24 protein-coding genes are annotated in these 23578 nt (G+C 58.4%); 13 read left to right on the top strand and 11 right to left on the bottom strand.

Features of this window, described 5'->3' with window-relative positions:
- Positions 1-355: 355 nt before the first annotated feature.
- From J4E42_RS09955 to J4E42_RS09940, 4 genes are all read right to left on the bottom strand, one after another.
- Positions 356-2605, bottom strand: a complete 2250-nt coding sequence (locus J4E42_RS09955; RefSeq protein WP_207285127.1) for a DUF3987 domain-containing protein — start codon at positions 2603-2605, stop codon at positions 356-358.
- Between the two features lie 11 nt (positions 2606-2616).
- Positions 2617-2835 (bottom strand): helix-turn-helix domain-containing protein, encoded by a 219-nt coding sequence (locus J4E42_RS09950; protein WP_207285125.1) that lies wholly within the window; start codon positions 2833-2835, stop codon positions 2617-2619.
- Positions 2836-2992: 157 nt separating this feature from the next.
- A complete protein-coding gene (locus J4E42_RS09945; RefSeq protein ID WP_207285123.1) occupies positions 2993-4342 on the bottom strand; it encodes an integrase family protein in 1350 nt (449 codons plus the stop codon).
- A 419-nt stretch (positions 4343-4761) separates the two neighbouring features.
- Positions 4762-6279: a nucleobase:cation symporter-2 family protein gene (locus tag J4E42_RS09940; RefSeq protein ID WP_008028327.1), complete on the bottom strand. Its 1518-nt coding sequence runs from the start codon at positions 6277-6279 to the stop codon at positions 4762-4764.
- A gap of 256 nt (positions 6280-6535) precedes the next feature.
- Between J4E42_RS09940 and J4E42_RS09935 the strand changes: the two genes are divergently transcribed.
- Positions 6536-6817: a BrnT family toxin gene (locus J4E42_RS09935; RefSeq protein WP_008037659.1), complete on the top strand. Its 282-nt coding sequence runs from the start codon at positions 6536-6538 to the stop codon at positions 6815-6817.
- Between the two features lie 3 nt (positions 6818-6820).
- The gene (locus J4E42_RS09930; protein ID WP_192416865.1) at positions 6821-7153 is read left to right on the top strand and encodes a BrnA antitoxin family protein; all 333 of its coding nucleotides are present in this window, start codon (positions 6821-6823) and stop codon (positions 7151-7153) included.
- Position 7154: 1 nt separating this feature from the next.
- Here J4E42_RS09930 and J4E42_RS09925 read toward each other — a convergent pair whose 3' ends face one another.
- Entirely contained in the window at positions 7155-7982 is an 828-nt protein-coding gene (locus J4E42_RS09925; protein WP_207285121.1) for an arylamine N-acetyltransferase, read from the bottom strand.
- Positions 7983-8115: 133 nt separating this feature from the next.
- Between J4E42_RS09925 and J4E42_RS09920 the strand changes: the two genes are divergently transcribed.
- Positions 8116-8703, top strand: a complete 588-nt coding sequence (locus J4E42_RS09920; protein WP_192416868.1) for a GNAT family N-acetyltransferase — start codon at positions 8116-8118, stop codon at positions 8701-8703.
- Between the two features lie 30 nt (positions 8704-8733).
- Here the strand turns inward: J4E42_RS09920 and J4E42_RS09915 are convergent, their stop codons facing one another.
- The 3 genes from J4E42_RS09915 to J4E42_RS09905 form a co-directional block, all read right to left on the bottom strand.
- Positions 8734-10305, bottom strand: a complete 1572-nt coding sequence (locus J4E42_RS09915) for a GGDEF domain-containing protein (protein WP_207285119.1) — start codon at positions 10303-10305, stop codon at positions 8734-8736.
- 64 nt (positions 10306-10369) lie between these two features.
- Complete coding sequence (locus J4E42_RS09910; RefSeq protein WP_207285117.1) at positions 10370-11161, bottom strand: aldolase; 792 nt, start codon at positions 11159-11161, stop codon at positions 10370-10372.
- Between the two features lie 16 nt (positions 11162-11177).
- Positions 11178-11882, bottom strand: a complete 705-nt coding sequence (locus J4E42_RS09905) for a haloacid dehalogenase type II (protein ID WP_207285115.1) — start codon at positions 11880-11882, stop codon at positions 11178-11180.
- Between the two features lie 107 nt (positions 11883-11989).
- On the opposite strand from J4E42_RS09905, the gene J4E42_RS09900 reads away from it, so the two are divergent.
- Positions 11990-12832: a LysR substrate-binding domain-containing protein gene (locus tag J4E42_RS09900; RefSeq protein WP_008037666.1), complete on the top strand. Its 843-nt coding sequence runs from the start codon at positions 11990-11992 to the stop codon at positions 12830-12832.
- 104 nt (positions 12833-12936) lie between these two features.
- Here J4E42_RS09900 and J4E42_RS09895 read toward each other — a convergent pair whose 3' ends face one another.
- On the bottom strand, positions 12937-13728 hold the full coding sequence (locus J4E42_RS09895) for a lipopolysaccharide biosynthesis protein (protein ID WP_207285232.1): 792 nt from the start codon (positions 13726-13728) through the stop codon (positions 12937-12939).
- 135 nt (positions 13729-13863) lie between these two features.
- Positions 13864-15609 (bottom strand): murein L,D-transpeptidase, encoded by a 1746-nt coding sequence (locus J4E42_RS09890; RefSeq protein ID WP_207285114.1) that lies wholly within the window; start codon positions 15607-15609, stop codon positions 13864-13866.
- Positions 15610-15690: 81 nt separating this feature from the next.
- Here J4E42_RS09890 and J4E42_RS09885 point away from each other — a divergent pair, with 81 nt between their 5' ends.
- The 7 genes from J4E42_RS09885 (at position 15691) to J4E42_RS09855 (ending at position 21918) form a co-directional block, all read left to right on the top strand.
- Positions 15691-16395, top strand: coding sequence for a murein L,D-transpeptidase catalytic domain family protein (locus J4E42_RS09885; RefSeq protein ID WP_008037670.1), 705 nt, complete (start codon positions 15691-15693; stop codon positions 16393-16395).
- A gap of 115 nt (positions 16396-16510) precedes the next feature.
- A complete protein-coding gene (locus tag J4E42_RS09880) occupies positions 16511-18202 on the top strand; it encodes a copper resistance system multicopper oxidase (RefSeq protein ID WP_207285112.1) in 1692 nt (563 codons plus the stop codon).
- 10 nt (positions 18203-18212) lie between these two features.
- Entirely contained in the window at positions 18213-19124 is a 912-nt protein-coding gene (locus J4E42_RS09875) for a copper resistance protein B (protein ID WP_207285110.1), read from the top strand.
- A gap of 54 nt (positions 19125-19178) precedes the next feature.
- Complete coding sequence (gene copC, locus J4E42_RS09870) at positions 19179-19550, top strand: copper homeostasis periplasmic binding protein CopC (protein ID WP_008037673.1); 372 nt, start codon at positions 19179-19181, stop codon at positions 19548-19550.
- 3 nt (positions 19551-19553) lie between these two features.
- Positions 19554-20483 carry a copper homeostasis membrane protein CopD gene (gene copD / locus J4E42_RS09865; RefSeq protein WP_207285108.1) on the top strand — a complete coding sequence of 310 codons (930 nt, stop codon included), beginning with the start codon at positions 19554-19556 and terminating at the stop codon, positions 20481-20483.
- A 150-nt stretch (positions 20484-20633) separates the two neighbouring features.
- A complete protein-coding gene (locus J4E42_RS09860) occupies positions 20634-20975 on the top strand; it encodes a hypothetical protein (protein WP_207285106.1) in 342 nt (113 codons plus the stop codon).
- Between the two features lie 151 nt (positions 20976-21126).
- Positions 21127-21918: a transporter substrate-binding domain-containing protein gene (locus tag J4E42_RS09855; RefSeq protein WP_207285105.1), complete on the top strand. Its 792-nt coding sequence runs from the start codon at positions 21127-21129 to the stop codon at positions 21916-21918.
- 60 nt (positions 21919-21978) lie between these two features.
- Here the strand turns inward: J4E42_RS09855 and J4E42_RS09850 are convergent, their stop codons facing one another.
- On the bottom strand, positions 21979-22197 hold the full coding sequence (locus J4E42_RS09850) for a hypothetical protein (protein WP_008037677.1): 219 nt from the start codon (positions 22195-22197) through the stop codon (positions 21979-21981).
- A 32-nt stretch (positions 22198-22229) separates the two neighbouring features.
- Here J4E42_RS09850 and J4E42_RS09845 point away from each other — a divergent pair, with 32 nt between their 5' ends.
- Both J4E42_RS09845 and J4E42_RS09840 read left to right on the top strand, forming a co-directional pair.
- Positions 22230-22466, top strand: a complete 237-nt coding sequence (locus tag J4E42_RS09845) for a hypothetical protein (protein WP_008037679.1) — start codon at positions 22230-22232, stop codon at positions 22464-22466.
- Positions 22447-23547, top strand: coding sequence for an acyltransferase (locus J4E42_RS09840; protein WP_008037681.1), 1101 nt, complete (start codon positions 22447-22449; stop codon positions 23545-23547). The genes J4E42_RS09845 and J4E42_RS09840 overlap by 20 nt, the downstream gene beginning before the upstream one ends.
- Positions 23548-23578 lie beyond the last annotated feature (31 nt).

The raw sequence follows: 23578 nt of genomic DNA, 5'->3' as shown, positions 1-23578 counted from the left end.
CCGGGTTGGCGATGGTCCTGGCTTGGGATGGATGCACCAACAGTTTTGGCCGCATGTTCGTTAACTCCTAAAGTGCCGTTCGCGCCCGAACACAGCATGTTCCCCCGAACACCGAAACCCGCGTACTACAAGGGCTGCAAGGGTATTTTCGGCCTGTGTTCGGGTGTTCCCCGCACAACACACAAACAGAGAGGACAAATACACCGGTAGTAATTTTCACCGGGGGTACATTTAGGGTGAGAGGTATATAGAAGGAACACATATATAAATACACCTCTAGCCCTTGTGTGCTGCGGGTTTCGGTGTTCCCCGAACACGCCCGAACACCCCGAACACACCCCCCGGTGAAAGCCCCCTAGTCATCGCCTTTCAACCCTATAACCTGCAAATCTTTGTTGCCGAATGAGCCTGCTGCGATTTCATCCCGCGCCAGCAGGTAGGCAATCGCAGCGTCAAAGTCTTTTTTACATAGATCGGACCTACGCATCAGGGCCGACCGGGGCACCCACCCCGCCTCACTGGCAGCGATTTCCCCTTTTCGATCAGGCTTCGGTTTGGTCTTCCCGTCCAGCAGCATCCCCATGAGCAAAGCGGCGCTCTTCTGTTCGCCTCCGCTGTGCATGAACTCTTCGACGAAACTCAACACGGCCGCATTGGAAGCGCGCACGAACTGCGCCGCCCATTCGATATGCTCGAGGGTAATCACCGGCTTGGCCGGGTTGTCCCACACGGCCAGGACGCCAGCAATGCGCTCTACCTTTTCCAGACTGCGCACGCACAACGCGCTTTCCCAAGGTGAATCGATAGCCCTCCCGCGCTGATCGAATTCCGCAAGTAGCACGTCGAGCATTCGTTCAGCATCGTCGGCAATGTTGATGACGATCCCACCCATGCTGTGCAAGTAAACCAATCCGTTCTCGACTTGCATGGCGGTCCGCTGGACTGAGACGGGTAGCTCTATAGGCTTGCGTACCCGCCGCGCAGGCGGGTTGTTGTTGGTAAATACGAACAAAATCCGCCCAGCCAGTCCATCCGCGAAATCGTCTGGATTAAAGGCAGTCCCCAGCTTCTCCGGTGTGGTGAAGCCGATCAAATTGAACGCCGGGTTCTGGATGATGCGTGCTTCCTTGCCGGCCAAGGCGCGGGTTTCGTATTCGTCGCCGGAGGCGCTGAACAACTCCAGCAGTTTGCGGCCGTTGGCCCGTTCGTAATTTGAAGCTCTGGCATCGTTCATCGCGGAGAAGAAGTGTGCAATTTCGTCTACTGCGCAGTAGGTCGCGATATTGCTGACCAGTGCGTCTTCCAATCCCTGACCGGAACCAGGCGCGCCGATCAGCTTTGCATTGCCGAGGCGGCCTATCTGTTTGGCGAGCCTCAGCGGCACGTCCTTCCCTGTGCCGGTTTTGGCAATCCCCAGGAAGTACAGGTTCAACCGGCTACCGTCCTGTTGCCTGTAAAAACTACCGCATGCAGCCGCCATCGACGACAGCACTGCCATGGTAGTCAGCTCTGGTTGGGGCTTGTGCGCCGCTTCCAGGCCAGCAGCAACCGCGTCCGCCATCGGGCCAGCGTAGGGTGTCGGAAAGGCGATGATTTCTTTCGGCTCGACCGGTTTCCAAGCAGGGTTGAATCCCACCAGTTTAGCTTTCATGCCGGTCTGGCTTTTGCTGTAGGCCCGGCTGATTTCTTCACGAGCAAAGATCAAAGCCTTGGCTTCGTCGTTGTTACGATGATCCATCAGGTACTGCCACAGCGCTGGCGTCTGCACCAGCGTAGCCAAGATGTCCTCTTGCGAAGCCTTGTCAGACAGGTTGATGATGAAACCCATCATGATGTTGGAGCGATCAATCTTGCCGGTGCCGTTCACCAGATGATTTTGCTCTGGTGTCAGGTGGAAGGCATTTAGATCGAGCGGTGAACCAGCGTCGAGTTTGGGTGGGATAGCCTTGGGTTGTTCGGTTTCAAATGGGTTGAGCCTCCACGACTCCAAGATCAGTAGTTCACAGGGCGTCAGCCGATTGATGGGCATGTCGTTGATCCGGTCGCCGCTCGCGGTCAGGAAGCGTGACGCCAGATAGACTTCTGCGTGGTGGCAGCCGTCGAGCTGAACATTCGTGGTGTAGCGGTATCGAGCAGCCCAGAGCGTCGGCACCCATGCCAACTGGTGAATGCCCTTGCCCGAAGGCGAGCGCTCGGCATACGACGCCACAGGCAGTTGGAAGCGGTCAAAATCAACGCCGTCATAATCCAGACCTACCAACTGATAGCCGTCATGGACAATTCCACCTTCGAAGACAATGCCGACACCGTGCAAGCCACGCCACTCGCTGACCAGGGCCAAGGCCGCGATCAAGGGCATCAGATGGCCAGCCTCGGTGTAGCACAGGTTGTATTGGCCGTTGCTGGGCACCTTATCCGTTTTGCCGTTTTCCTTGGGCACCAGCTTGTATGGTACGAAGATTGGTCGTTCGGCAACTTCATACAGATCGGCCAGCCCCTGCGTTTGCGATGACTCGGCTACAGCAGTATTCTTAGAATCGTTTGAAATGCAGTCCACAGCCCCCTTTGCCGCATCACCGGCTGGGGGCTTTTTCATGCTGGTCATAGACCATCCCCCTAGATCAGTTCGGCGCGACGAGCGTCTTTGCGCGGGATGCCTTCGACGGCCAAGCGTTGCACTTCGGCAAACGGAATCCTGCGATCCGCACCAAACTGGACCCACGGCAAAACACCGTCACGCATCCAGGCGTAGGCAGTTGAACGTGAGATACCAAGGGCCTTGGCAGCCGCGTTGGGTGCCAGTAGAAGCGGAGTGATTTCAGATGATGAGGTCATGGCTTTAACTCCAAAAAAGGAAAGTTAAAGCCCCTCGAATATTGCGGCTTGCCGATACGCTTTGAAGGGCTGCCGTTGCCGACAGTGCGCTACCCGTGATTCACACAATACGCCGCCCTATGGGGCTGTCAATAACCGTCTGTGGCGGGCTATGTGCTCAAGCGTGCAGTTGTATAACCTCCGCCAAAGGCTCCGCTTTTTCATTCAGCAGCCGCCACAGTTTTTCCAGGGCTTCCAGCATTTCTTCGTGCATCGGGTCGTGCATGTAGGACCGCGCCTGCACACCGCCCAATCCGTGAGAAAGCAGGCGAGCGAGAACATCGCTCGATACTCGGTAGGGTTTTTTCATCAGACGCGTTTCGATGGTGGCGCGAATGGTTTTTCCTGTGAAGGGTTCTCCTTGCAGCTCACCAGCTTCGGCCATCTGGCTGCACACGTCCGAGGCGATGTCGCTGATGTAGCTGACGTGCATCGGACTCAAGCCGCCGTTGCAGGAAAAAACGTACTGCCCAACGAGGGTGATGCGGTCGATGCACGCCAAAGCCTCGGGCAATAACGGCACCCAATACACCCTTGGCTTCTCGCGCTTGCCCTTGCCGTCTTGCATGCGCATCAGCATGGCGTCGCGGTCGATATCGGCCAACATCACACGGGCCAGTTGCTGCATGCGCTGGCCACCCGTCAGGACGTGCAGCATGGTCACGCTCCGGCACGGTTCCTCCAGTGCCTGGATACGCTTCCAATACGCTCGGAACTCGGCCAGGGACAGAGCACGTTCGCTGGCCTCAGATGAGCCTTTGACCTTGTTGATTTCGTTTGCCGGATTGCTGGTGATGCCCAGCTCGCGCATCACCTTGGGTGCCTTCACATTGCCACGGGCGTTGATCGCGGCGCGGTAGGCACTCTTGAGATAGGAGCGCATCTTGTCGGCCTGTCGCGGTTTTTTCTCATCGTTCAGCTTGCCGATGATTTCCACGCAATCATCAAGGGTGATGTCCACAGCCGGCTTTTTCCACAGAGCTGGGAAAGCCGTCTCGACATCCTTCTTCACCTGACTACGGACCTCTCCAGCACTGGCCTTGCCGGCGGCTTTCAGCATGTCGGCATAGGCGGTCAGCAGATCGCCAAGGGTGCCTTGCTGGGCCTTCGCTTCGGCCTCCAGGGCGAGCGCATCGAGCTGAGCCACCTCCGCCGCCAGCCGGGCTTGCGAGGTCCTCGATTCCATCGCGGCATACTGGTGCAGGTCGTGGATGCCAGAACGATATAGAAGGGATAAACGATCCGCTTCGTCGCTTGCTCGGGCCAGCGTTTCTTCATTGATACGCAGTTGGTGTTGCTTGCCGTCGTGACTGTAGCGAAAAAAGAACGCGATGCTGCCATGCGGTGAAGCGCGCACGCGCAGCCTGCCCTCGCCCCGGTTGCCCTCCTTGGTGACCCAAACATCGGAGCCTAGCAGCTTGGCTTTCCTGCTCGCCGCCTCGACGGTTTTGGTGGTGAAAATGCTCATGGCCTTTTCTCCCGTGTCTGTAAAAGTCTATAGCGAGCCCGGTCACAGGCGCACATCAGCGAACAGGTACACACAAAGGATAGAACCGGCCATTTGATTTACAAGGGTATTTACTAGACCTAATAACACTAGCGCACATAGCCGGACGGACTATTTAGGGACTGTTAATCACTGGGTCCCTGGTTCGAGTCCAGGTCGTGGAGCCAGACAGCAAGATCGAAAAGCCCCTGAATCGAAAGGTTCAGGGGCTTTTTTGTGGGCGGTGGAAAAAATGACTTAAGACCTGTAGGAGCCGGCTTGCCGGCGATGAGGGCCTTGAAGAATGCATCGTTCTCAAGGCCGCCATCGCCGGCAAGCCGGCTCCTACAGTACGGGGGTCATGTCATGTAAAAAGGCGCCCCTGGGGGCGCCTTTTTTATTCAGACATGTTCACTGCTTTTGACATGCACCGCCTTCGGCTCGCCATGCCCATGATCCGTCTCTATCACCGGAATTTCCTTCCCGTCGCAGTCATGCAACTTGCCTTCGCTGAAGTAATCCCCTTCGCGCAACGCTGCCAGATCCTGATAGCGCAGGACTCGCTCAGTACCGGCAGCAAACACCGACTGCTGATCCGAGTTGCCGGCAGTGAGGTGGTTGAAGGCCAGGTTCAGCACGATGGCCATGATTGCCGAGGAGCTGATGCCCGAGTGGAAGATCGTCGCGAACCAGCTTGGGAAGTGGTCGTAAAAGTTCGGCGCGGCAATGGGGATCATGCCGAAACCGATGGACGTGGCGACGATGATCAGATTGACGTTGTTGCGGTAGTCGACCTTGGACAGCGTACGAATTCCGCTGGCCGCCACGGTGCCGAACAGCACGATCCCGGCGCCGCCGAGCACGGAGGTCGGTACCGCGGCGATAACCCGCCCCATGAAGGGCAGCAGGCCGAGGATCACCAGAAACAAGCCGCCGGTAGCCACCACGTAACGGCTCTTGATCCCGGTCACCGCCACCAGCCCGACGTTCTGGGCGAACGCACTCTGGGTGAAAGAACCGAAGATCGGCGCGATCATGCTCGACAGCATGTCGGCGCGCAGACCGTTGCCCAGACGCTTGGAGTCGACTTTGGTGTCGATGATTTCACCGACCGCGAGGATGTCCGCCGAGGTTTCGACCAGCGTCACCATGACCACGATGCACATCGACAGGATCGCAGCGAAGTGGAAGGTCGGCATGCCGAAGTGGAATGGCGTGGGGAAGCCGAACATCGGGCCCTGGGTGACGGACGAGAAGTCCGCCATACCGAGGAATACCGCGATGAGCGTGCCGATGACCATGGCCAGCAGAATCGACAAACGGGAGATGGTCGCGCTGCCGATCTTGCTCAGCAACAACACCAGCACCAGCGTTACCGCCGCCAGGCCGATGTTCGCCATGCTGCCGAAATCCGGCGCATGGCTGTTGCCACCCATGGCCCAGCGCGCGGCCACCGGCATCAGCGTCAGGCCGATGGTGGTGATCACGATGCCCGTCACCAGCGGCGGGAAAAACTTGGTGATTCGCGAGAACACCGGCGTGATCAGCAAACCGATCAACGACGCGGCAATCACCGCCCCCAGAATCGACTGAAATCCGCCCTCCCCGCCACTGCTGACAATCGCCACCATCGTCGCGACGCCCGAGAAGGACACGCCCTGCACCAGCGGCAACTGACAACCGAAAAACGGTAAACCGAGGGTCTGCAGCAATGTTGCCAAGCCCCCCGCAAACAATGAAGCAGCAATCAACAAACCGATGTCCGCCGGCGAGAGCCCGGCCGCCTGACCGATGATCAAAGGCACCGCGACGATGCCGCCGTACATGGTCAGAACGTGTTGCAGGCCGTAAGCCATATTCGCGCCGACACCGAGGTTTTCGTCCTCAGGCCGTTGGTGTGAAACATGGGGCGTTTTCATGGTTGGGGGGTTCCCTGGTTTTTGTTATGCGCACACTGTATGCAAGACTCAGGACAAATGTCTATAGAGTTGTATACAACTCATCAGTCAGATTATGGACATGTGTCCATGCAGTCCTTTCCCTGCGCTATTTCCCCCTCCAAAAAAACATTTGAAATACATCCTTCCTGCGCCTTCTCCCCCGCCCGCTAGTCTTTGGCATTCCAAGCGACCGCCGGCACGGACGCCTCTCGCTTATACATATAAAGTATGCATAATGAAGTCATTCGAGATTCAGTTTCACAAGGCAAAGAACGCAGCTAACAAATTAAAGCACCAAGGGATCAGCCTCGCGGAGACCGAGGCCGTGTTTTATGACGAGAGAGCCCTCTCGCTGGAGGACAACCATCACGATGAACAGCGGTGGATCATCATGGGGCTGGATGCCAAAGGTCGATTGTTGGTCGTTGCGTACACCTGGCGCGAGCCGAATTTCGTTCGAATCATTTCCGCGCGCGTCGCTACCAAAAATGAGCGGCGCCGATATCTGGAGGCTTGAGCCATGAAAGACGAATACGATTTCAGTAACGCCAAACGCGGAGCGGTTGCCTCGAGCAAAGGCAAAACCCGCATCACCATCATGCTCGACGATGTCGTGTTAGACGCGGCGCGCCTCGCCGCCGAGAGCGAAGGTTTCGGTTATCAGACGGTGATCAACAACACCTTGCGCAAGGCCTTGCTCGACGATGGAAGCAAGAGCGCAGCGGCCATCCCGAACACCGCTGTTGTAAATGCCGGACATTTCAAAGAAGGGATAACGGCCGCCGAGCTAAAAAGCCTGGAGAAAAAACTATCGGAGGTGCTCAGTGAAATTCATCGCGTGATGAAGCCTTGAGCTACGCCGCCACGATCAACCGCGCAAGCACTTGTTTGAGCGTTGCGTGCTCCGGCACCCGAATCCCGAACTCGCGCCCCAGCAACCCGACCAGCTCATCCACATCCGTCACCTGCAGGCGTTCGCTCTCGCCGCCCATCCGGTGAATCGCAAAACTGCCGTTGTTGAGCGTGCGCCGCCAGCCTTCTCCCGTTCGCGCCACCATCAACTGCCTGGCAAAAGACGATTCGGGGTGGGTCGAGACGTACCAGTTGCCGACGGCGAAATCGATGTCTTCCTGCCGTTGCAGGTCGAAGATGTACATCGCCCGCCACTCACCCGCAACGTTGGCGCGCAAGGTGTAGCCATCAGCATGTTGCTCGATGCGATAGGGTTCGTGGGGCGTGCGCTGTTCGGCCGGGGTATCGAGCAGCAGCGGTGCCGTAGGCACCATGCCACCGAAGCCGACATCGGTGATGTAGCGCACGTCATCCAGGATGACCAGGCTCAAGCGGTGTGTCCTCGCCGTCCACGCACCCTCGGGTTGGCCCATGACCACTCGGCCGGAGATTCCACGGGCATTGAAGCCCAGCGCCTGAAGCAGCGCCAGAAACAGATTGTTGAGTTCGTAGCAGTAACCTCCACGATCATCGTGCAGGACTTTTTGCTCGATGGACGGCAGATCGATGAGCACAGGCTCGCCTGACAGCGTGGTGAGGTTTTCAAACGGGAATGCGCCGGTGTGACGCAGTTGCAGTTGACGCAGGGTGTCCAGGGTCGGCGCCGGTGGCGCATCGAAGCCCAGGCGTTGCAGGTACAACGCAAGATTGCTCAGGCGTGGCTCGCTCATTGCTCGGTCCTTATGCAGTGGCCGCAGATCTCTGCGCCGATGGCCGCCATGTATAAGGGATAAAACGGTACGACCGACAATTGATTTCACCAATCGCCACACGACCGAAAAATCAACCGAGAAAACCGACGCCATGGAAACACCGCTGGAAGGCAACAGAATCTGCCTGCGCCCACTGCAATACGCCGATGCCGATGCGCTGGTACACGCCGCCGAAGATGGCGAACTGTGGAACCTGACTGTCACCGTCGTGCCCTCCCCGACCACGGTGCACAGCTACCTGAAAAAAGCCCTCGACGGCCGGGATGCAGGCACTGTTCTGCCCTACGTCATCGTGCTCAAGGACACCGGCGAGGTCATCGGTTCGACGCGCTTCTGGAAAATCGACCGACTCAATCGCAAGCTCGAAATCGGCAGCAGCTGGATCTCGGCCCGCTGGCAAAAAACCTTCGTCAACACCGAAGCCAAATACCTGATGCTGCGCCACGCCTTTGACGTGCTGGACTGCGTGCGGGTGCAGTTCACCACCGACGAGAACAATCAGAAGTCGCGCAACGCAATCCTCAGGCTCGGCGCGCAACAGGAAGGTATCGTGCGTCACGAACGGATCATGCCGGACGGACGCAAGCGCAACTCGGTGCGGTTCAGCATCATCGATGATGAATGGCCGATGGTACGTCAGCGGCTCGAACAAAAACTTGCCGACTACAGCCTTCGCTAATCCGCACAGACCGCTCGCGCCTGAGTCGTCTTAACGATCCGAGCGCATCAACTCCTCGATCCCGCCGTCGATGGACAGCACCGCCGAACGGTTTCGCCCTGAATGCTTGGCCTGATACAAGGCGGCGTCCGCACGCCCGATGAACACTTCGGTGCTGTCCAGCCGCGTGGGCACAAACGAATAGCAGCCAAGGCTGACCGTGACGAAACCGTTGGGCGAACCGCTGTGGCTGATGTTTTTGGCCATGACGGCGCGACGGATATGCTCGGCAATGACCATCGCACCGTGAATATCGGTATCCGGCAGCAACACTGCGAACTCCTCACCACCGTACCGCACCGCCAGATCGGCTTTACGATGGCAGCAACTCTTCACCGCCCGTGCCACTTGCGCCAGGCAATGGTCCCCCGCCACGTGGCCATAAGCGTCGTTGTAGCGCTTGAAGTAATCGATATCGAGCATGATCAGGCTCAATGAACTCGACTGACGGATGCCACGGCCGAACTCGATGTCCAGCGCCTGCTCGAACAGTCGGCGATTGGCCAGGCCGGTCAGGCTGTCGTGGGTCGCGATGAGCTTCAGCGCCTCCTTGGCCTTGCGCAGATCCGCCTCGACCTGCTCGCCGAGGCGAACCTGGCGCACGAACACCCAGCCGAACAACCCAATGCCCAGCACGACAAGGGCAACAATGACGCTGGATCGAAACGCGGTGTCGTACCAACCCTTGAGAATCGAATCCCTGGACGATGCCGCCGACACCACCAGCGGATAGGCGTCGAGCTGTCGGTAGCCATACAACCGCACGGTGCCGTCGACCACCGAACGGAACGTTGCATTACCGGAGGGCGCGTTGGGCAGCAACGTCTGAAAGATCTCGCCATTGGCCAACGACGAGCCAATCTTCGCTTCGACAAACGGCCGGCGCGCCAGCAACGTCCCGTCGGTCAGCCCCAAAAACATCGAGCCATTGTCATCCAGGCTGAAGCTTTTGAAGAACTGGTCGAAGTAGGACATCTTGATGCCGGCCAGCAACACGCCCTGGAAATGGCCGTTTTTGTCGTTGATGCGCTTGGAGACCGGAATGATCCACTCGCCATTCTCACGACTGCGAATGGCCGGCCCGATGTGCGCCACGGACGATACGTTCTGCTGGTGATACATAAAGTATTCGCGGTCCGCCACGCCTCGACCACGCGGCAGATCCGCAAAAGAGGTCACGATCCACTGGCCCTTCTGGTCAAACAGCAAGATCCCGTGCAATTGATTCAGCGCCTGCACCCGCTGGGCGAACGTTTTCTGAAGACGTGGGCGCTGCGGCGGACCGTAGCCGTCGGCCTGAATCCAGTCAACCAGACTGGTCAACACCAGGTCGGCTTTCATGAAGGTGTCTTCGGCCTGCTGCGCCATGGCTCGCGTAAGGTTCGATGACGCCACTTCGGCCACGGCCAGATCGTGCCGGCGCGATTGCTCCAGTTGCAGGTAAAGCAAACCGCACAGGCACAGGCACACCACAGCAATGAACAGCATCGCTGCCTTGCGCAGCGGTAAACGTTTCAAAGCAACGCCAGTGGCGATGTGCGGGTCGTTTTGGAGATTAGGCAAAGCTCATCCTGCAAGGGTAAGGCATGGGCGAAGGCCCAAAACCCTTATATTTTGCGAGCTTAGTCTACGCCGTAGTGAGGGGCAATCGTCCTTTGGACAGTCTGCGCATCGCACTGTGCAAATGCGCCCGCGCGCTTTCGGCATCCCCCAGGCGCATTTGTTCGTAGGCGCGCCGGGCAATCGGCTCGGGCACAGGCTTGAGATCGCGCTGGGTCGCCATCGCCATCAGTTGCACCTGGGCGGCACGTTCGAGGTAATACAGATCGTCCCACGCCTCGGCAATGGTCGGTCCGGCGACAATCACACCGTGGTTTTTCAGAAACAGAATGTCGGCATTGCCCATGACACTGGCGATCCGGTCGCCTTCGGATTCATCGAGGGCCAGGCCGTTGTAGTCCTCGTCCACCGCCGTGCGGCCGTAAAATTTCAATGCCGTCTGCCCCAGCCACAACAGCGGTGGGCCTTGCAGCAAACATAACGCCGTGGCGTGAGGCATGTGCGTATGGAACGCCACTTTCAGCCTTGGCAGCTGTTGGTGCAGGCGGGCGTGAATGTAAAACGCGGTCGCTTCAGGCTGCCCTTCGCCGGCCACGACATTGCCGTGAAAGTCGCAAACCAGAAGATTTTCAGCGCTGACTTCTTCGAAGGCATAACCGTAGGGGTTCACAAAAAACAGATCATCCCGGCCCGGCACCATCGCGGAAAAGTGGTTGCAGATCCCCTCCTCCAGACCGTGCAGCGCCGCGAGCTGGAAGCACGCTGCCAGCTCCGTGCGCGCGGTGATGGCCGCCTGCGAATCCAGATTCAGCTCGGTGTAACGGGTGGGACGGGAACCGCCTGCAAGGGTGTGTGCCATGGCAATGACTCCGGGTTTACCAGCCAAGGGATTTGAACAACGGCACGACTTGATCCAGCGTGTTTACTGTCGCATCGGGCTGGTAGTCCGGCAGCAATTGCCGACCGGTGCCGCGATCGACCCACACGCAGCGAAAGTGCATGTCCCGCGCGGCGGTGTGGTCCAGCGTCGGGCTGGCGCAGATGTGCACCACTTGATCACGTGTCACGCCCAGTTGCTCGTGAGCGTAGTCGAACAGTCGCGGATTCGGCTTGTAAGCACCGGCCTGCTGCGCCGTGATCACCCGATCGATGTGCCCGCCCAGTTGCGCAACGTTGCCGGCGATGATGTCGTCATCGGTATTGGACACAATGCACAACTTGAAGCCCATCGCCTTGAGCCGGGCGAGCGTCTCGATCACTTCCGGAAACGGCGGCATCCGCGGGATCGCCGCGGCCAGGCGCAGACTGTCTTCGGGGGCACTCGCCAACGCCAGTTCTTCCAGGGCGAGATGCAATCCGCTAGTGCTCAACTCACGGAACGAGCGATGCGGCGGCATCTGTTCCAGCCGGTGCTCATGCCGGTCGTACACCTCGATCAGGCGATCGACATCAACGCTGTGATCCCCCTTGCCGCGCAAGATGTCCGCCACCACGGCTTTCAAGCCCTCATCCCACTGAATCAACGTGCCATAGCAATCGAAGGTCAGCCACTCGGGGCGCGGGGTGATTGTGAGTGTCATGTTCGTTTCCTCTGAAGGGTGATCTTCAGGTTAAGAGCGATCAGTGATAGTGTGAAATTAAATTAATAACGACATGTCAGTGATAAATCGAATATCAAGAGGCCGCCATGCTCGATCTCGAATTGCTCAAGACCTTCGTTTGCGTGGCGGACGAAGGCAGCTTCACCCGCGCCGCCGAACGCGTGCACCGGACCCAATCCACCGTAAGCCAACAGGTGCGCAAACTCGAAGAACTGGTCGGGCATGCGCTGCTGTTGCGTGACCGAACCGGGCAGAACATCAGCGTGACCGAGCATGGCGAGATGCTGATTCACTACGCACGGCGCTTGCTGGCCCTGTCCTCGGAGGCGGTGGAAGCCTTGGCCAGCGACCTCGACCTGGAGATCCTGCGCATCGGCGTACCGGAAGATTTCGATGCCCGACGCATGGCCGTGATCCTTGCCGGATTCAACCGGGCCAGGCCCGAAGCGCGCCTGGAAACCGTCAGCGGCATGAGCACCGATCTCAAGCAAAAACTCGCGGCGGGCACCCTCGATATTGCCCTGGTCAAACGCGAACCGGACAGCGGCCCCTGCTGGGCGGCGTGGCCGGAAACGCTGGTGTGGGTCAAGGGTGCGGGGGTTGACTCAGCCAATGGGGTATTGCCCTTGGCGCTGTTCCCACAGGGCTGCATTTATCGGCAACGGGCGATCCGTCTGCTGGATGTGGCGCAGCGGCCCTGGCGCGTTGCGTTCGGCAGTCACAGCCTGACGGGCATTCAGGCGGCGGTGGCCTCCGGGTTGGGCGTGTCGGTGCTGCCCGCTTCGGCGGTGTTGCCTGAGCATCGCGTATGCAACGATCTGCCCGAACTGCCGCCGACCGAGTTGGCGCTGATCAGCCGGGAAGGCGCGTTGACTGGATTGCAACGTGCCTTGGTGGCGTTTTTGCAGGAGGAGCTGGGCAAGGCATGAGCAAGAAGACTGCGTGCAGGTACCGAACGGTTGACACCGGTTGAAGCTCGCGCAAAAAAACGGGTGCCTCAAGAGCACCCACATTCATGAAGCACAGGTAATCCTTAGAGCATCCTGTCGACTTCATCCAACGTCACCCGGGGAATAAGTTCGCCAGGAATCCTTGAAGAGCCGGACAAGTTGTAAACCTGAAAATCATCATTCACGACGTACTTCGACAGGATTTTGAACGAGGGCAGAATTCTCGTAAAAAAATGCTGATCGAGCATGCACGGTGATGCGTCGGCATCATCTTCTTCATAAAAACGCCGCACTGATTGATTCAAGTCGACACCCACCAGAAACACCTTGTTAAAACCTGCGTGGTAGGCAATTTGCAGCGCCAGATAGGCCACCGTGCGCGCATCAAAAAAGCCGCGCTTGAGGTTCTTGCTGAAACCCAGGGTTCTGTTGCGACCGTTTCCAAGCCTGCGACTTCTGATGAGTTCCTTATCACCCCTGAAGACCAGGTCACTCCAGGAAAGCTTGGGCGCCTTGGTCAGCAGGTACAGGTCCCCTTCGGGCATCACGGCCGAACGGCGGATGTGCTCTTCCCACACGGCAACCCGCTCACTGAGGTGCATCCCCGCCGCCAGCAATTCGGGCTGCTCCCGGTAAAAGGCAATGTCGGTGCAGGCATAAAAGAACGGCTTGATATCGGTACCGATGAACTTCGAGATAGCCCCATTCATGGTGATCATCGGAATGTCTGCGTAGTTCTCCAGCGGAAAATCCTTGGCGGTTGCCCCCGAGGCAATGATGAACACCGGCCCTTTTTGAATGTTGCGGCACTCATCGAGGTCATGCACATGAGGCAAACCTGCAATGGGTACCGAGTTTTCTGGCACAACATCCATCTTCACTGTCCCTGTTCCTTTGGGTCTTTTTCATTGTGGTAGTTTTCAACCATGGCGCAAACCGCGTCGCTGCAGCCGCTGCGGACTGGCTTCGCCGAATGAACAGGAACCGCCCTCAACAACTGTGGCACCCTGCTACTCGCCAGTGCTTTTTTGCCCGGCCGCCAGCGCAGGCGGTCCTGCCTGCTGCCATTGCGGAGCAGGCAGTTCCGAACGCAGATTTAATCCCCGCAGAACCGCAGAGTCGTACCCGTAGACATCGGGCTTGAACATCACGCGACCATCATTACTCAGGTCCACCGTCCAGTAAGCCAACAGCACCGGCACCTTGACGGGAAGCCGGATGTTTTCAGTCTTGCCGTTGGCCAACTGCGCCTGGATCCCGGCGCTGTTCCAATGCACCGGATCGTTGAACAACAGCTCCACCAACTGCAGCGGGTTCTCGACCCGGATGCAGCCTGAACTGGTAGCGCGGCGAGATTGAGCAAACAACTCGCGATGCGGCGTGTCGTGCAGATAAATCGCGTATTCATTGGGAAACCGGATCACAACCTGGCCCAGCGAGTTGTCCGGTCCGGCATCCTGTCGCAGCGTAACGCCGCGCGGGTTGGACCAATCGACCGTCGATGGGTCGAGCAAGTTCCCTTCACGGTCAATGGGCTTGATTCGGTTGGCGGCAAGGTAGCCGGGATTTTTCTGAATCTTGGGCAGCATGTCCTTGACCAGAATGGTCGGGGGCACGGTCCAGGTAGGGTTGAACGTGACGTAAGTAATCTCTGACTGGAACACCGGCGTACTGCGAAACGGTTTGCCGACTTGCACCCGAGAACGCCAGATCGGCTTGCCGTCGCGGTAGAGCGCAACTTTGTAACCAGCTATGTCAACGATGACAAAAGTGCCCTGAAGTTTGTACAGCAACCAACGCGCACGCTCCATGTTCACCCGAACCTGGTCGATCCGCGCATCAACCGACACATTCAACGCCGCGAGCGTCGCCGCCCCGGCGACACCGTCCGCGCCCAGGTATTGTTCGGCTTGATACTTTTTGACCGCCGCGGTGACGACAGCGTCGTAGTCGCTACGTGGTTTCAGCTGCGGGGCCAGATAACCACCGGCCGCCAAACGGGCTCGCAGCTGCGCGACCGCAGGTTCGTCCATACCGGGCTTGAGCGACTTGTCTTCGGCAACCTTCGGCCAGCCACCCGCATCCCGAACCTTGCGCAGTTGCGCCAAACCCATGCGCAAGCTGCCATAAACCGCTTCTTGCGGTGGCGCTTGAGCGAATGCCCGGGCGACGTCATGGCTGTCGAGGGCGGCGAAGAAGGTGTTCACGTCTTCACGCGGATCGACGCCGACCGGGTCGAAATTCCAATGAATGTCCAGGCGCGAAGGGTCGACCTTGCCGCGCCGCAATTGCAGCAGCGCGGCGATGAACGTCCGGGTAGCGACGACATCGAAACTCGCCCGCTGCGCCGGGGTTTGCATCGACGCTCGTGCCTTGGCCAGTTCATCAATATGAAAATCTGCCGGCTCCAGACCATCCGCTTGCGTGTTGCCCAGGCTTTTCAGCAGTTGGGTGACATCACTGTCTTGTGTCCACGCTGCGCGATAACCGCGATGCATATAGAAATCCATGACCACACGGTTGACGTCTACCCGTTGATGCCTGGGGGATGTGAGCAGCGGTGGAAACGCCGAGGCCAACGGCGCCAGCATGCTTTGAATCGTCTGACCGACGATGTCATCCGCTGCAGCCTCACTGGCGTTGATAGGTGGAGATGACTGCTCGATCGGCGAAGTTTGCGCAATCGCTGCACCGCTGATCAGAAAGCCCATAAAAAATACACGGCTTATGACGAATAACCTTGTTAACTGCCCCATGGATAATCCTTAATCTCCCGCATTCACCGGCTAGCCGCGCTCTCGCTGCTAGACTCGAAACAATCATGATGAGACACGCATATGGCGCTAGACCGCTTCGGCTTCCTAATTACGGCCCTGCTGCTGAGTTCAACGTCAGTCACGGCAGCCTACGCCGACTCACTTGAAGCCGCTTTGGTCAAAGCCGCTCCAAACGCTAACGCCAAGGTGATTGCACTGGCCGTCCGTGCCTCTCAATGCAGCTTGGCCCAAGGTGCCGCACCTGTCCAAAGACTTGCCGTCATCGATTACTCCCTGCCCTCCACCGAACAACGCCTTTGGGTGTTTGACCTTAAACAGCGCAAATTACTGTTTCACGAATTGGTTGCCCACGGTCGCAACAGCGGCGAGAACATGGCGGTCAAGTTTTCCAATCAAAACGAAAGCTTCGCCACCAGCCTGGGCTTGTATCGCACGCAGTCAAGTTACGTCGGGCAGAACGGTTATTCGTTGCGCATGGAAGGACTCGAACCGGGCTTCAACGACAACGCCTTCGACCGGGCGATCGTCATTCATGGCGCGCCTTATGTCAGCCCGGTGCTTGCACGGGCAAACGGGCGGATTGGCCGCAGCCTCGGTTGCCCGGCGGTACGGCCGGCGATTGCGCACAAGCTGATTGACTCGATGAAAGACGGGCAACTGTTGTTTTCGTACTACCCGGATCAGCGCTGGCTGAAAAAGTCTTCGTATATCAATTGCGGTAGCAGGACGGTGGCGTCGACTGCCAAGCCTTCCACCAACCGTTGAACACCACGTTGAAACTGTCAAAACTGTAATCCCCGCTTCAGTCTGCTGAAAGGCATCGCCCGTTAGCCTCGTCGTCAAGTTGTCTCCCAACTGACGGACCGGGAATAAAAACGGCATGCACTCCAACACTTCAAGACGCACCTTCGTAAAGGGGCTGGCCGCGGGCGGATTGCTCGGCGGCCTCGGGTTATGGCGCACGCCTGTGTGGGCGCTCACCCGCCCTGGCGAACCGCAGATGCTCACGGGCAGCGATTTCGAGCTGTTCATCGGCGAAACCCCGGTCAACATCACCGGTAATCCGCGCACCGCGATGACCATCAACGGCGGCATTCCCGGCCCGCTGCTGCGCTGGCGTGAAGGCGACACGGTCACGCTGCGGGTGAAGAACCGGCTCAAGGAAACCACCTCCATTCACTGGCACGGCATTTTGCTGCCGGCCAACATGGACGGCGTGCCGGGGCTGAGTTTTCACGGCATCGAACCGGGCGGCGTGTACGTCTATCAATTTCAGGTCCGGCAGAACGGCACTTACTGGTATCACAGCCATTCGGGCCTTCAGGAGCAGTCCGGCGTTTACGGCCCGCTGGTGATCGACGCCAAGGAGCCGGAGCCCTTTGAGTACGACCGCGATCACGTGGTGATGCTGACCGACTGGACCGACGAAGATGCGGCCAGCCTGATGAACACCCTGAAAAAGCAATCCGATTACTACAACTACAACAAGCGCACCGTGGGCGATTTCATCGACGACGTCAGCAAAAACGGTTGGGCCGCCACGGTCGCCGATCGAAAGATGTGGGCCGAAATGAAGATGAATCCCACAGACCTCGCCGACGTCAGCGGCGCCACTTACACCTATTTAATGAACGGCCAGGCGCCGGACTCGAACTGGACGGGCGTGTTCCGGCCAGGTGAAAAACTGCGACTGCGGTTTATCAACGGTTCGGCCATGACCTACTTCGACGTGCGTATTCCCGGCCTGAAAATGACGGTGGTCGCGGCGGACGGGCTGCATGTCAAACCGGTGAGCGTCGACGAATTCCGTATTGCCGTGGCCGAGACGTTTGATGTGATTGTCGAGCCGACGCAGGACGCTTACACCGTGTTCGCCCAGTCGATGGATCGCACCGGTTATGCGCGCGGCACGCTGGCGATGAAGGCGGGTTTGTCCGCGCCTGTGCCTGCACTCGATCCACGACCGTTGGTGACCATGGATGACATGGGCATGGGCGGGATGGATCACGGCAGCATGGCCGGCATGGACCACAGCGCTATGGCCGGCATGCAAGCGCATCCCGCGACGGAAAACGACAACCCGCTGGTGGACATGCAAGCCATGAGCACCTCGCCGAAACTCGACGATCCCGGCCTTGGCTTGCGCAACAACGGCCGCCGCGTCCTGACCTATTCCGACCTGCGCAGCACCTTCGAAGACCCGGACGGCCGCGACCCGGGCCGCACCCTCGAACTGCACCTCACCGGCCACATGGAAAAGTTCGCGTGGTCGTTCAACGGCGTGAAATTCTCCGATGCCGAACCGCTGCGCCTCAAGTACGGCGAGCGCGTGCGCATCGTGCTGGTCAACGACACGATGATGACCCACCCCATCCACCTGCACGGCATGTGGAGCGACCTCGAAGACGAAAACGGCGAGTTCATGGTGCGCAAACACACCATCGACATGCCCCCCGGCTCCCGACGCAGTTACCGGGTGACCGCCGACGCACTCGGCCGCTGGGCCTATCACTGCCACCTCCTGTACCACATGGAAATGGGCATGTTCCGTGAAGTTCGCGTGGAAGAATGAGGCGCTACCCATGACCAGACTTACATCGATTTTTCTCGCCGTTTGCACAACGGGCCTGACGCTTTCTTCGGCGAGCGCCGCCACCGGCGACATGCAGAACATGGATCACAGCCAGATGCCGGGTATGGACCATGGCCAGATGCAGGGCATGGACCATAGCCAGATGCAAAGCATGGACGACGGCCAGATGCAGCCCGCCGCGCCCACTGAAAGCCGCACGCCGATCCCGCCGCTGACCGATGCCGACCGCGCCGCCGTGTTTGTCAGCCCCGGCGGCCATAACGTGCATGACTCTGCACTCAATCACTACTTCCTCGCCGACAAACTCGAATGGCAGGACGCCGACGACGGCAGCGCGCTGGCCTGGGATTTATCGGGATGGATCGGCGGTGATATCGATCGCCTGTGGCTGCGATCCGAAGGCGAGCGCAACAACGGCAAAACCGAAGACGCTGAAGTCCAGGCGTTATGGGGCCACGCAATCTCGCCGTGGTGGGATGTGGTGAGCGGCGTGCGCCAGGACTTCAAACCCGGCGCCCCACAAACCTGGGCCGCGTTCGGCGTGCAAGGCATGGCGCTGTACAACTTCGAAGCCGAAGCCACGGCGTTCATCGGCGAAGGCGGCCAGAGCGCGGTGCGGCTGGAAGGTGACTACGACATCCTGCTGACCAACCGGCTCATTGTGCAGCCGACCGCCGAGCTGAATGTCTACGGCAAAAACGATCCGCAGCGGGGCATTGGTTCCGGGCTCTCCAACACCGAAGCCGGGCTGCGGTTGCGCTATGAAATTCGCAGGGAAATCGCCCCCTACATCGGCGTGACCTGGAACCGCACCTACGGCAAAACCGCCGATTTCGCCAAAGACGATGGCGAGGATCGCAGTGAAACACGCGTCGTTCTCGGCGTTCGGCTGTGGTTCTGATCGCACTCACATCACCATCAAAAAAAACCGCTTCGAGCGGTAAAGAGGCCTTGCATGCGCACAATGAAAACCACCGCTGTTGTCATCGGCTTGCTCATGAGCACACTGGCTCAGGCGCACCCGAAACTGCTCTCCTCCACCCCGGCCGAAGGTGCGGATGGCGCGGCACCGAGCACGATCGAACTGCACTTTTCCGAAAGCCTCATGACCCAGTTTTCCGGCGCGAAACTGGTCATGACCGAAATGCCCGGCATGGCCCACTCCCCGATGCCGATGAAAGCCAAAGTCACCGGCGGCAGCGACCCGAAAACCATGCTCATCACCCCGCTCTCGCCGTTGCCCGCCGGCAGCTACAAAGTCGAATGGCGCGCGGTGTCTTCGGACACTCACCCGATCACCGGCAACGTTACGTTCAAAGTGAAGTGATTGATGAGCGACTGGGTCAGCATTGCACTGCGGTTTGGGTTGTATGTGGATTTGATGGTGCTGTTTGGGCTGGGTTTGTTCGGGCTCTACAGCCTTACGGGCCGGGAGCGGGTGTCCGGGGCGGTGCTGCCGTTTCGGCCGATCCTTCAGGTGACGGCCGCGTTCGGCGTGCTGTTGTCCGTGGCGGGCATGCTGACGATGGTGAGTGCGATGAGCGGAGAGTCGGACTTCACCGAGCTGCGTCCGCATGTCCAGATGATGGTGTTCGAGACGGATTTCGGGTTGGCCTGGGCAGCGCGCATCACCGTGCTGGTTATCGCCGGTTTGGCGGTTACGCTCAATGACCGTGCGCCGGGATTCAGCCTGCTGATTGCGTCTTTTGCCGGCGCTATCGCCTTGGCCAGCCTGGCCTGGAGCGGTCATGGGGCGATGGACGAAGGCAGCCGTCGTTATTGGCATTTTGCGATGGATATTCTGCATCTGCTGGCGGCAGGCGCGTGGCTGGGTGCGCTGGTAGCGTTTGTGCTGATGGCGAAAATCAACGCGCTGAAAACCGCAGAGCGCATCAGGTTACTGGCTCGGGCCGTCGCTCGATTTGAATCGGTGGGCGCGGTGATCGTGGTCGTCATCACGGTCACAGGCGTGGTGAATTACCTGTTCATCGTCGGGCCGAAGCTTGATGACTTGTTGCTAAGTACCTATGGGATTTTGCTGTTTATCAAAGTGGGGGTGTTTGCCGGGATGCTGGTGCTCGCCGCGTTGAACCGCTTTCACCTTGGGCCGTTCCTGGAGCGGTCGTTGCGGGAGGGGAAATACATAGTCGCCGCCAAGACGTTGCGGCGTAGTGTTGTGGTGGAGTGGGTGGCCGCTGTGGTCATTATCGGGCTTGTGGCTTGGCTAGGAACGCTGAGCCCGGAAATGGGCGCCCTGTAGGGAATGAAAGCATCCGATGACCGGCCAAGGCAGTCAGTGGACAGGGTGAGCGTCCTTTACTAGCGTGTAACCACCAGATTTCAAGCCATAGGGTTCAACACCCAAGCGCCAAGGTGAAAAAGCGGCGCAATTATCGAAAGGAGATCGAAAATGGCTGACGTATTGAAAGTAGAGGATGTCCAGTTAACGTTACTTAAATCATTCCCACCGCAGTTACACATCCAGGCATTTGGCTTGGTGGGTTCTGCTGGCTGGACAAACCCAAAACTGTTGCCGCGTTTTTATATTCAGTTCCCGCCAGACGGCATTCAAGACTTCGACTTTGTCGCTGATCCGCCCCAAGGGATTGTTATACAGCCCATCCGTCCCATCAACGCATCAGAGACGTGGGAAAACCCGCCACTCGATAAACTCAAGGGCGTAAGAATCCACTCTGCTACCAACTCGATTGAAGCGTATGTCGAGAGTTCGAGGTCCTTGGCTGTTGGATAAACAACTAGTGTGGAGGGATACGTGTCGGGCCTTGCCTGGCACGTATCACGCACTGGAATGAACGGGATATTGGGCCATGGATGACAGTCGAGAAGCGCTTTCACTACACTGATTCCCGCTTGCTCCCCTCCATCACAAAAGCCCGATAACAATGAAAACCATAAAAAGCACCATGATGCTCTGTGGCCTGCTGGCGCTATCCTCCGGCGCTCAAGCACAGGAACCCCCTTCGCACCTGGACACCGTCCTGCAACAGGGCCAACTGCGCGTTTGCACGACGGGCGATTACAAGCCCTACACGTTCAAAGCCGAGAACGGCGAATACTCGGGCATCGACATCGCCATGGCCCGCTCGCTGGCCAACAGCCTTGGCGTCAAGGTCGAGTGGGTACCGACCACCTGGAAAACCCTGATGCCCGACATGCTGGCGGGCAAATGCGACATCGGCATGGGCGGGATCTCCGTCACCCTCGAACGGCAGAAAAAAGCCTTCTTCAGCACCACGCTGGACGTCGACGGCAAAATCCCGTTGGTGCGCTGCGAAGATCAGGCGAAGTATCAGACCGTCGAGCAAATCAACCAGCCTTCGGTTCGCTTGGTCGAACCGGCCGGCGGCACCAACGAAGCGTTCGTTCACGCCTTCCTGCCCAAGGCGCAATTGAGCCTTCACGACAACGTGACCATCTTCCAGGAGCTGCTGGACAAGAAGGCGGACGTGATGATCACCGATGCGTCGGAGGCGTTGTATCAGCAAAAACTCAAACCCGGTTTGTGCGCGGTGAATCCAGGCCAGTACATGCAGTACGGTGAGAAAGCTTATTTATTGCCGCGAGACGACATGACGTGGAAGTTGTACGTCGATCAATGGCTGCACCTGGCCAAAGTGACGGGCAACTACCAGAAAGTTTTAGGCCAGTGGATCGCCACGCCCGAGACTAAATAGGCTTATTTCAGGTAAAAGCTGGGCGAACAGGCAACGGCAGGATTACCGCGCCGTTGCCGGTCAGTCGTCGTGCAACAGTCCCGAACCGTATTCACCGAAGCTGCTGCCCAATGCACTGCCATGGAAGTTCAGCTGACTGTGGCTATTGGTCGGGCCAGGACCGAAGCCGGCGGACGGCTCGAGGTCTTCTGAATAGTCGTTATGGGTGCTGACGCCCGAACAGGCGCTCAACAGCAGCGCACCACCGATCAGCAAGACTTTGAAGAAGTTCGAGATCATTTTTCAGGTTCCCTGTGGCCGGAGGTGGGGTGATGCAATCTTCAGTGTCCATCCTAGGCTGCGAACCCGGCAGCATCGTGAAACTTCACGCAGCGACAGCATTTGTTCAGGTATTCCGATTTCCCGAGCCCTCCAAAAAGGCTGTGGACGGTGGTGTTCGCAAGTTCGACAGGCTGCTGCAGCTGCTAAGCTCTGCGTTCAGTGCCCGCACAAAAAACAACATCCGCCGCGAGAGAAAGGAAGCATTGAATGAGTGGAATCACCGTTGATGACAAACATCGTCTTGCCCTGGTTGACGCATTGCGCTGTTTTGCATGCTTCTGGGTGGTTCTGTTTCATTTATCCGAAGGAAATCACATCCCAACCCTGCTGGCAGCCATTCCAGGCTGGTTGAAATACATGGTCTTTGACGCAGGCCATTTGGGAGTGCCTATATTTTTCGTACTAAGCGGCATTGTCATGGCGACCACGACATCCCGGGTGCCAATGAATAACGTGAACGCCACAAACTTTGTGGCACGTCGCCTGGTACGCCTCGCCCCTCCCTACTACGCCGCCATTGCACTGGGCGTGGCCGTGATCGCCGTAAAACACATGCTTGGGCAACCCGGAATCGAAATCCCCGGCGTGACGGCCATACTCGCCCACGTGCTGTTTCTCCAAGATTTCCTTGGCATCAGAAACATCATCACGGTGTTCTGGACCCTGTGTATCGAGGTGCAGTTCTACATCTTTTTTGCGGTGCTGCTGTGGTTAGCCGATCGTGCTGGAGAGGGTGTAACACCCAAGCGTCGCAACCTCTGGATTTGGGGCAGCGCATTGCTGGCGCTGCTGTGGCCCGCCGGGATAATTCATGCGATAGGCTGGAAAGGCGGATTTATTGCGTTCTGGTTCAGCTTCATGGCCGGGGTGCTGTGCGCTCAAACCCTGAGCGGCACTAAACAAAGCCATTACATCGCCATTGGTTACTGTGCATTGGCGCTTGTTATCGGTCTTGCAACTAAAAACTCATTCACCATTGCTGCCGGGTTGACGGGCTTACTGTTCTGCTTCCTGGTTAATCGCTCCACCACGCTGGGTTTTATATCCAGCTACCCCGTGCAGAAAATTGCCCTGATTTCCTACAGCCTGTACTTGTTCCATTCTCCTGTGACCGGTTTCTTCATGCGCGTTTACCGGGCTTTCATGCCAACCGGCCTTTTCTCGGATGCACTGGCCGCCGTCCTGATCATTGCAACGTGCATCGCATTCTCGGCCATGGCCTATCTATTGTTCGAACGTCCCGCCATCGCGTGGAGCAGACGCATCAAGTTCAAGCGGCCTGATGCCGTCGTTCTGAATCGTACGTAAAGTCAGGCCAACCTGAGTCGCCCGCTCGCGG

Origin of the sequence: Pseudomonas sp. FW300-N2A2 (genome assembly GCF_017351735.1) — a bacterium.
GTDB lineage: Bacteria > Pseudomonadota > Gammaproteobacteria > Pseudomonadales > Pseudomonadaceae > Aquipseudomonas > Aquipseudomonas migulae.
Note: the sequence above shows the minus strand (reverse complement) of the source record. Positions and strands in the feature narration are given on the sequence as shown.

Excerpts from the sequence above, each read along its gene's own strand:
- J4E42_RS09885 (WP_008037670.1), top strand. The coding sequence starts at position 15,691 with ATGGCGCTAGACCGCTTCGGCTTCCTAATTACGGCCCTGCTGCTGAGT.
- J4E42_RS09910 (WP_207285117.1), bottom strand. The coding sequence starts at position 11,161 with ATGGCACACACCCTTGCAGGCGGTTCCCGTCCCACCCGTTACACCGAG.
- J4E42_RS09880 (WP_207285112.1), top strand. The coding sequence starts at position 16,511 with ATGCACTCCAACACTTCAAGACGCACCTTCGTAAAGGGGCTGGCCGCG.
- J4E42_RS09860 (WP_207285106.1), top strand. The coding sequence starts at position 20,634 with ATGGCTGACGTATTGAAAGTAGAGGATGTCCAGTTAACGTTACTTAAA.
- J4E42_RS09845 (WP_008037679.1), top strand. The coding sequence starts at position 22,230 with ATGCAATCTTCAGTGTCCATCCTAGGCTGCGAACCCGGCAGCATCGTG.
- J4E42_RS09850 (WP_008037677.1), bottom strand. The coding sequence starts at position 22,197 with ATGATCTCGAACTTCTTCAAAGTCTTGCTGATCGGTGGTGCGCTGCTG.
- J4E42_RS09855 (WP_207285105.1), top strand. The coding sequence starts at position 21,127 with ATGAAAACCATAAAAAGCACCATGATGCTCTGTGGCCTGCTGGCGCTA.
- J4E42_RS09925 (WP_207285121.1), bottom strand. The coding sequence starts at position 7,982 with ATGAGCGAGCCACGCCTGAGCAATCTTGCGTTGTACCTGCAACGCCTG.
- J4E42_RS09875 (WP_207285110.1), top strand. The coding sequence starts at position 18,213 with ATGACCAGACTTACATCGATTTTTCTCGCCGTTTGCACAACGGGCCTG.
- J4E42_RS09895 (WP_207285232.1), bottom strand. The coding sequence starts at position 13,728 with ATGGATGTTGTGCCAGAAAACTCGGTACCCATTGCAGGTTTGCCTCAT.
- J4E42_RS09890 (WP_207285114.1), bottom strand. The coding sequence starts at position 15,609 with ATGGGGCAGTTAACAAGGTTATTCGTCATAAGCCGTGTATTTTTTATG.
- copC (WP_008037673.1), top strand. The coding sequence starts at position 19,179 with ATGCGCACAATGAAAACCACCGCTGTTGTCATCGGCTTGCTCATGAGC.
- J4E42_RS09945 (WP_207285123.1), bottom strand. The coding sequence starts at position 4,342 with ATGAGCATTTTCACCACCAAAACCGTCGAGGCGGCGAGCAGGAAAGCC.
- copD (WP_207285108.1), top strand. The coding sequence starts at position 19,554 with ATGAGCGACTGGGTCAGCATTGCACTGCGGTTTGGGTTGTATGTGGAT.
- J4E42_RS09940 (WP_008028327.1), bottom strand. The coding sequence starts at position 6,279 with ATGAAAACGCCCCATGTTTCACACCAACGGCCTGAGGACGAAAACCTC.
- J4E42_RS09920 (WP_192416868.1), top strand. The coding sequence starts at position 8,116 with ATGGAAACACCGCTGGAAGGCAACAGAATCTGCCTGCGCCCACTGCAA.
- J4E42_RS09900 (WP_008037666.1), top strand. The coding sequence starts at position 11,990 with ATGCTCGATCTCGAATTGCTCAAGACCTTCGTTTGCGTGGCGGACGAA.
- J4E42_RS09950 (WP_207285125.1), bottom strand. The coding sequence starts at position 2,835 with ATGACCTCATCATCTGAAATCACTCCGCTTCTACTGGCACCCAACGCG.
- J4E42_RS09905 (WP_207285115.1), bottom strand. The coding sequence starts at position 11,882 with ATGACACTCACAATCACCCCGCGCCCCGAGTGGCTGACCTTCGATTGC.
- J4E42_RS09955 (WP_207285127.1), bottom strand. The coding sequence starts at position 2,605 with ATGACCAGCATGAAAAAGCCCCCAGCCGGTGATGCGGCAAAGGGGGCT.
- J4E42_RS09840 (WP_008037681.1), top strand. The coding sequence starts at position 22,447 with ATGAGTGGAATCACCGTTGATGACAAACATCGTCTTGCCCTGGTTGAC.
- J4E42_RS09935 (WP_008037659.1), top strand. The coding sequence starts at position 6,536 with ATGAAGTCATTCGAGATTCAGTTTCACAAGGCAAAGAACGCAGCTAAC.
- J4E42_RS09930 (WP_192416865.1), top strand. The coding sequence starts at position 6,821 with ATGAAAGACGAATACGATTTCAGTAACGCCAAACGCGGAGCGGTTGCC.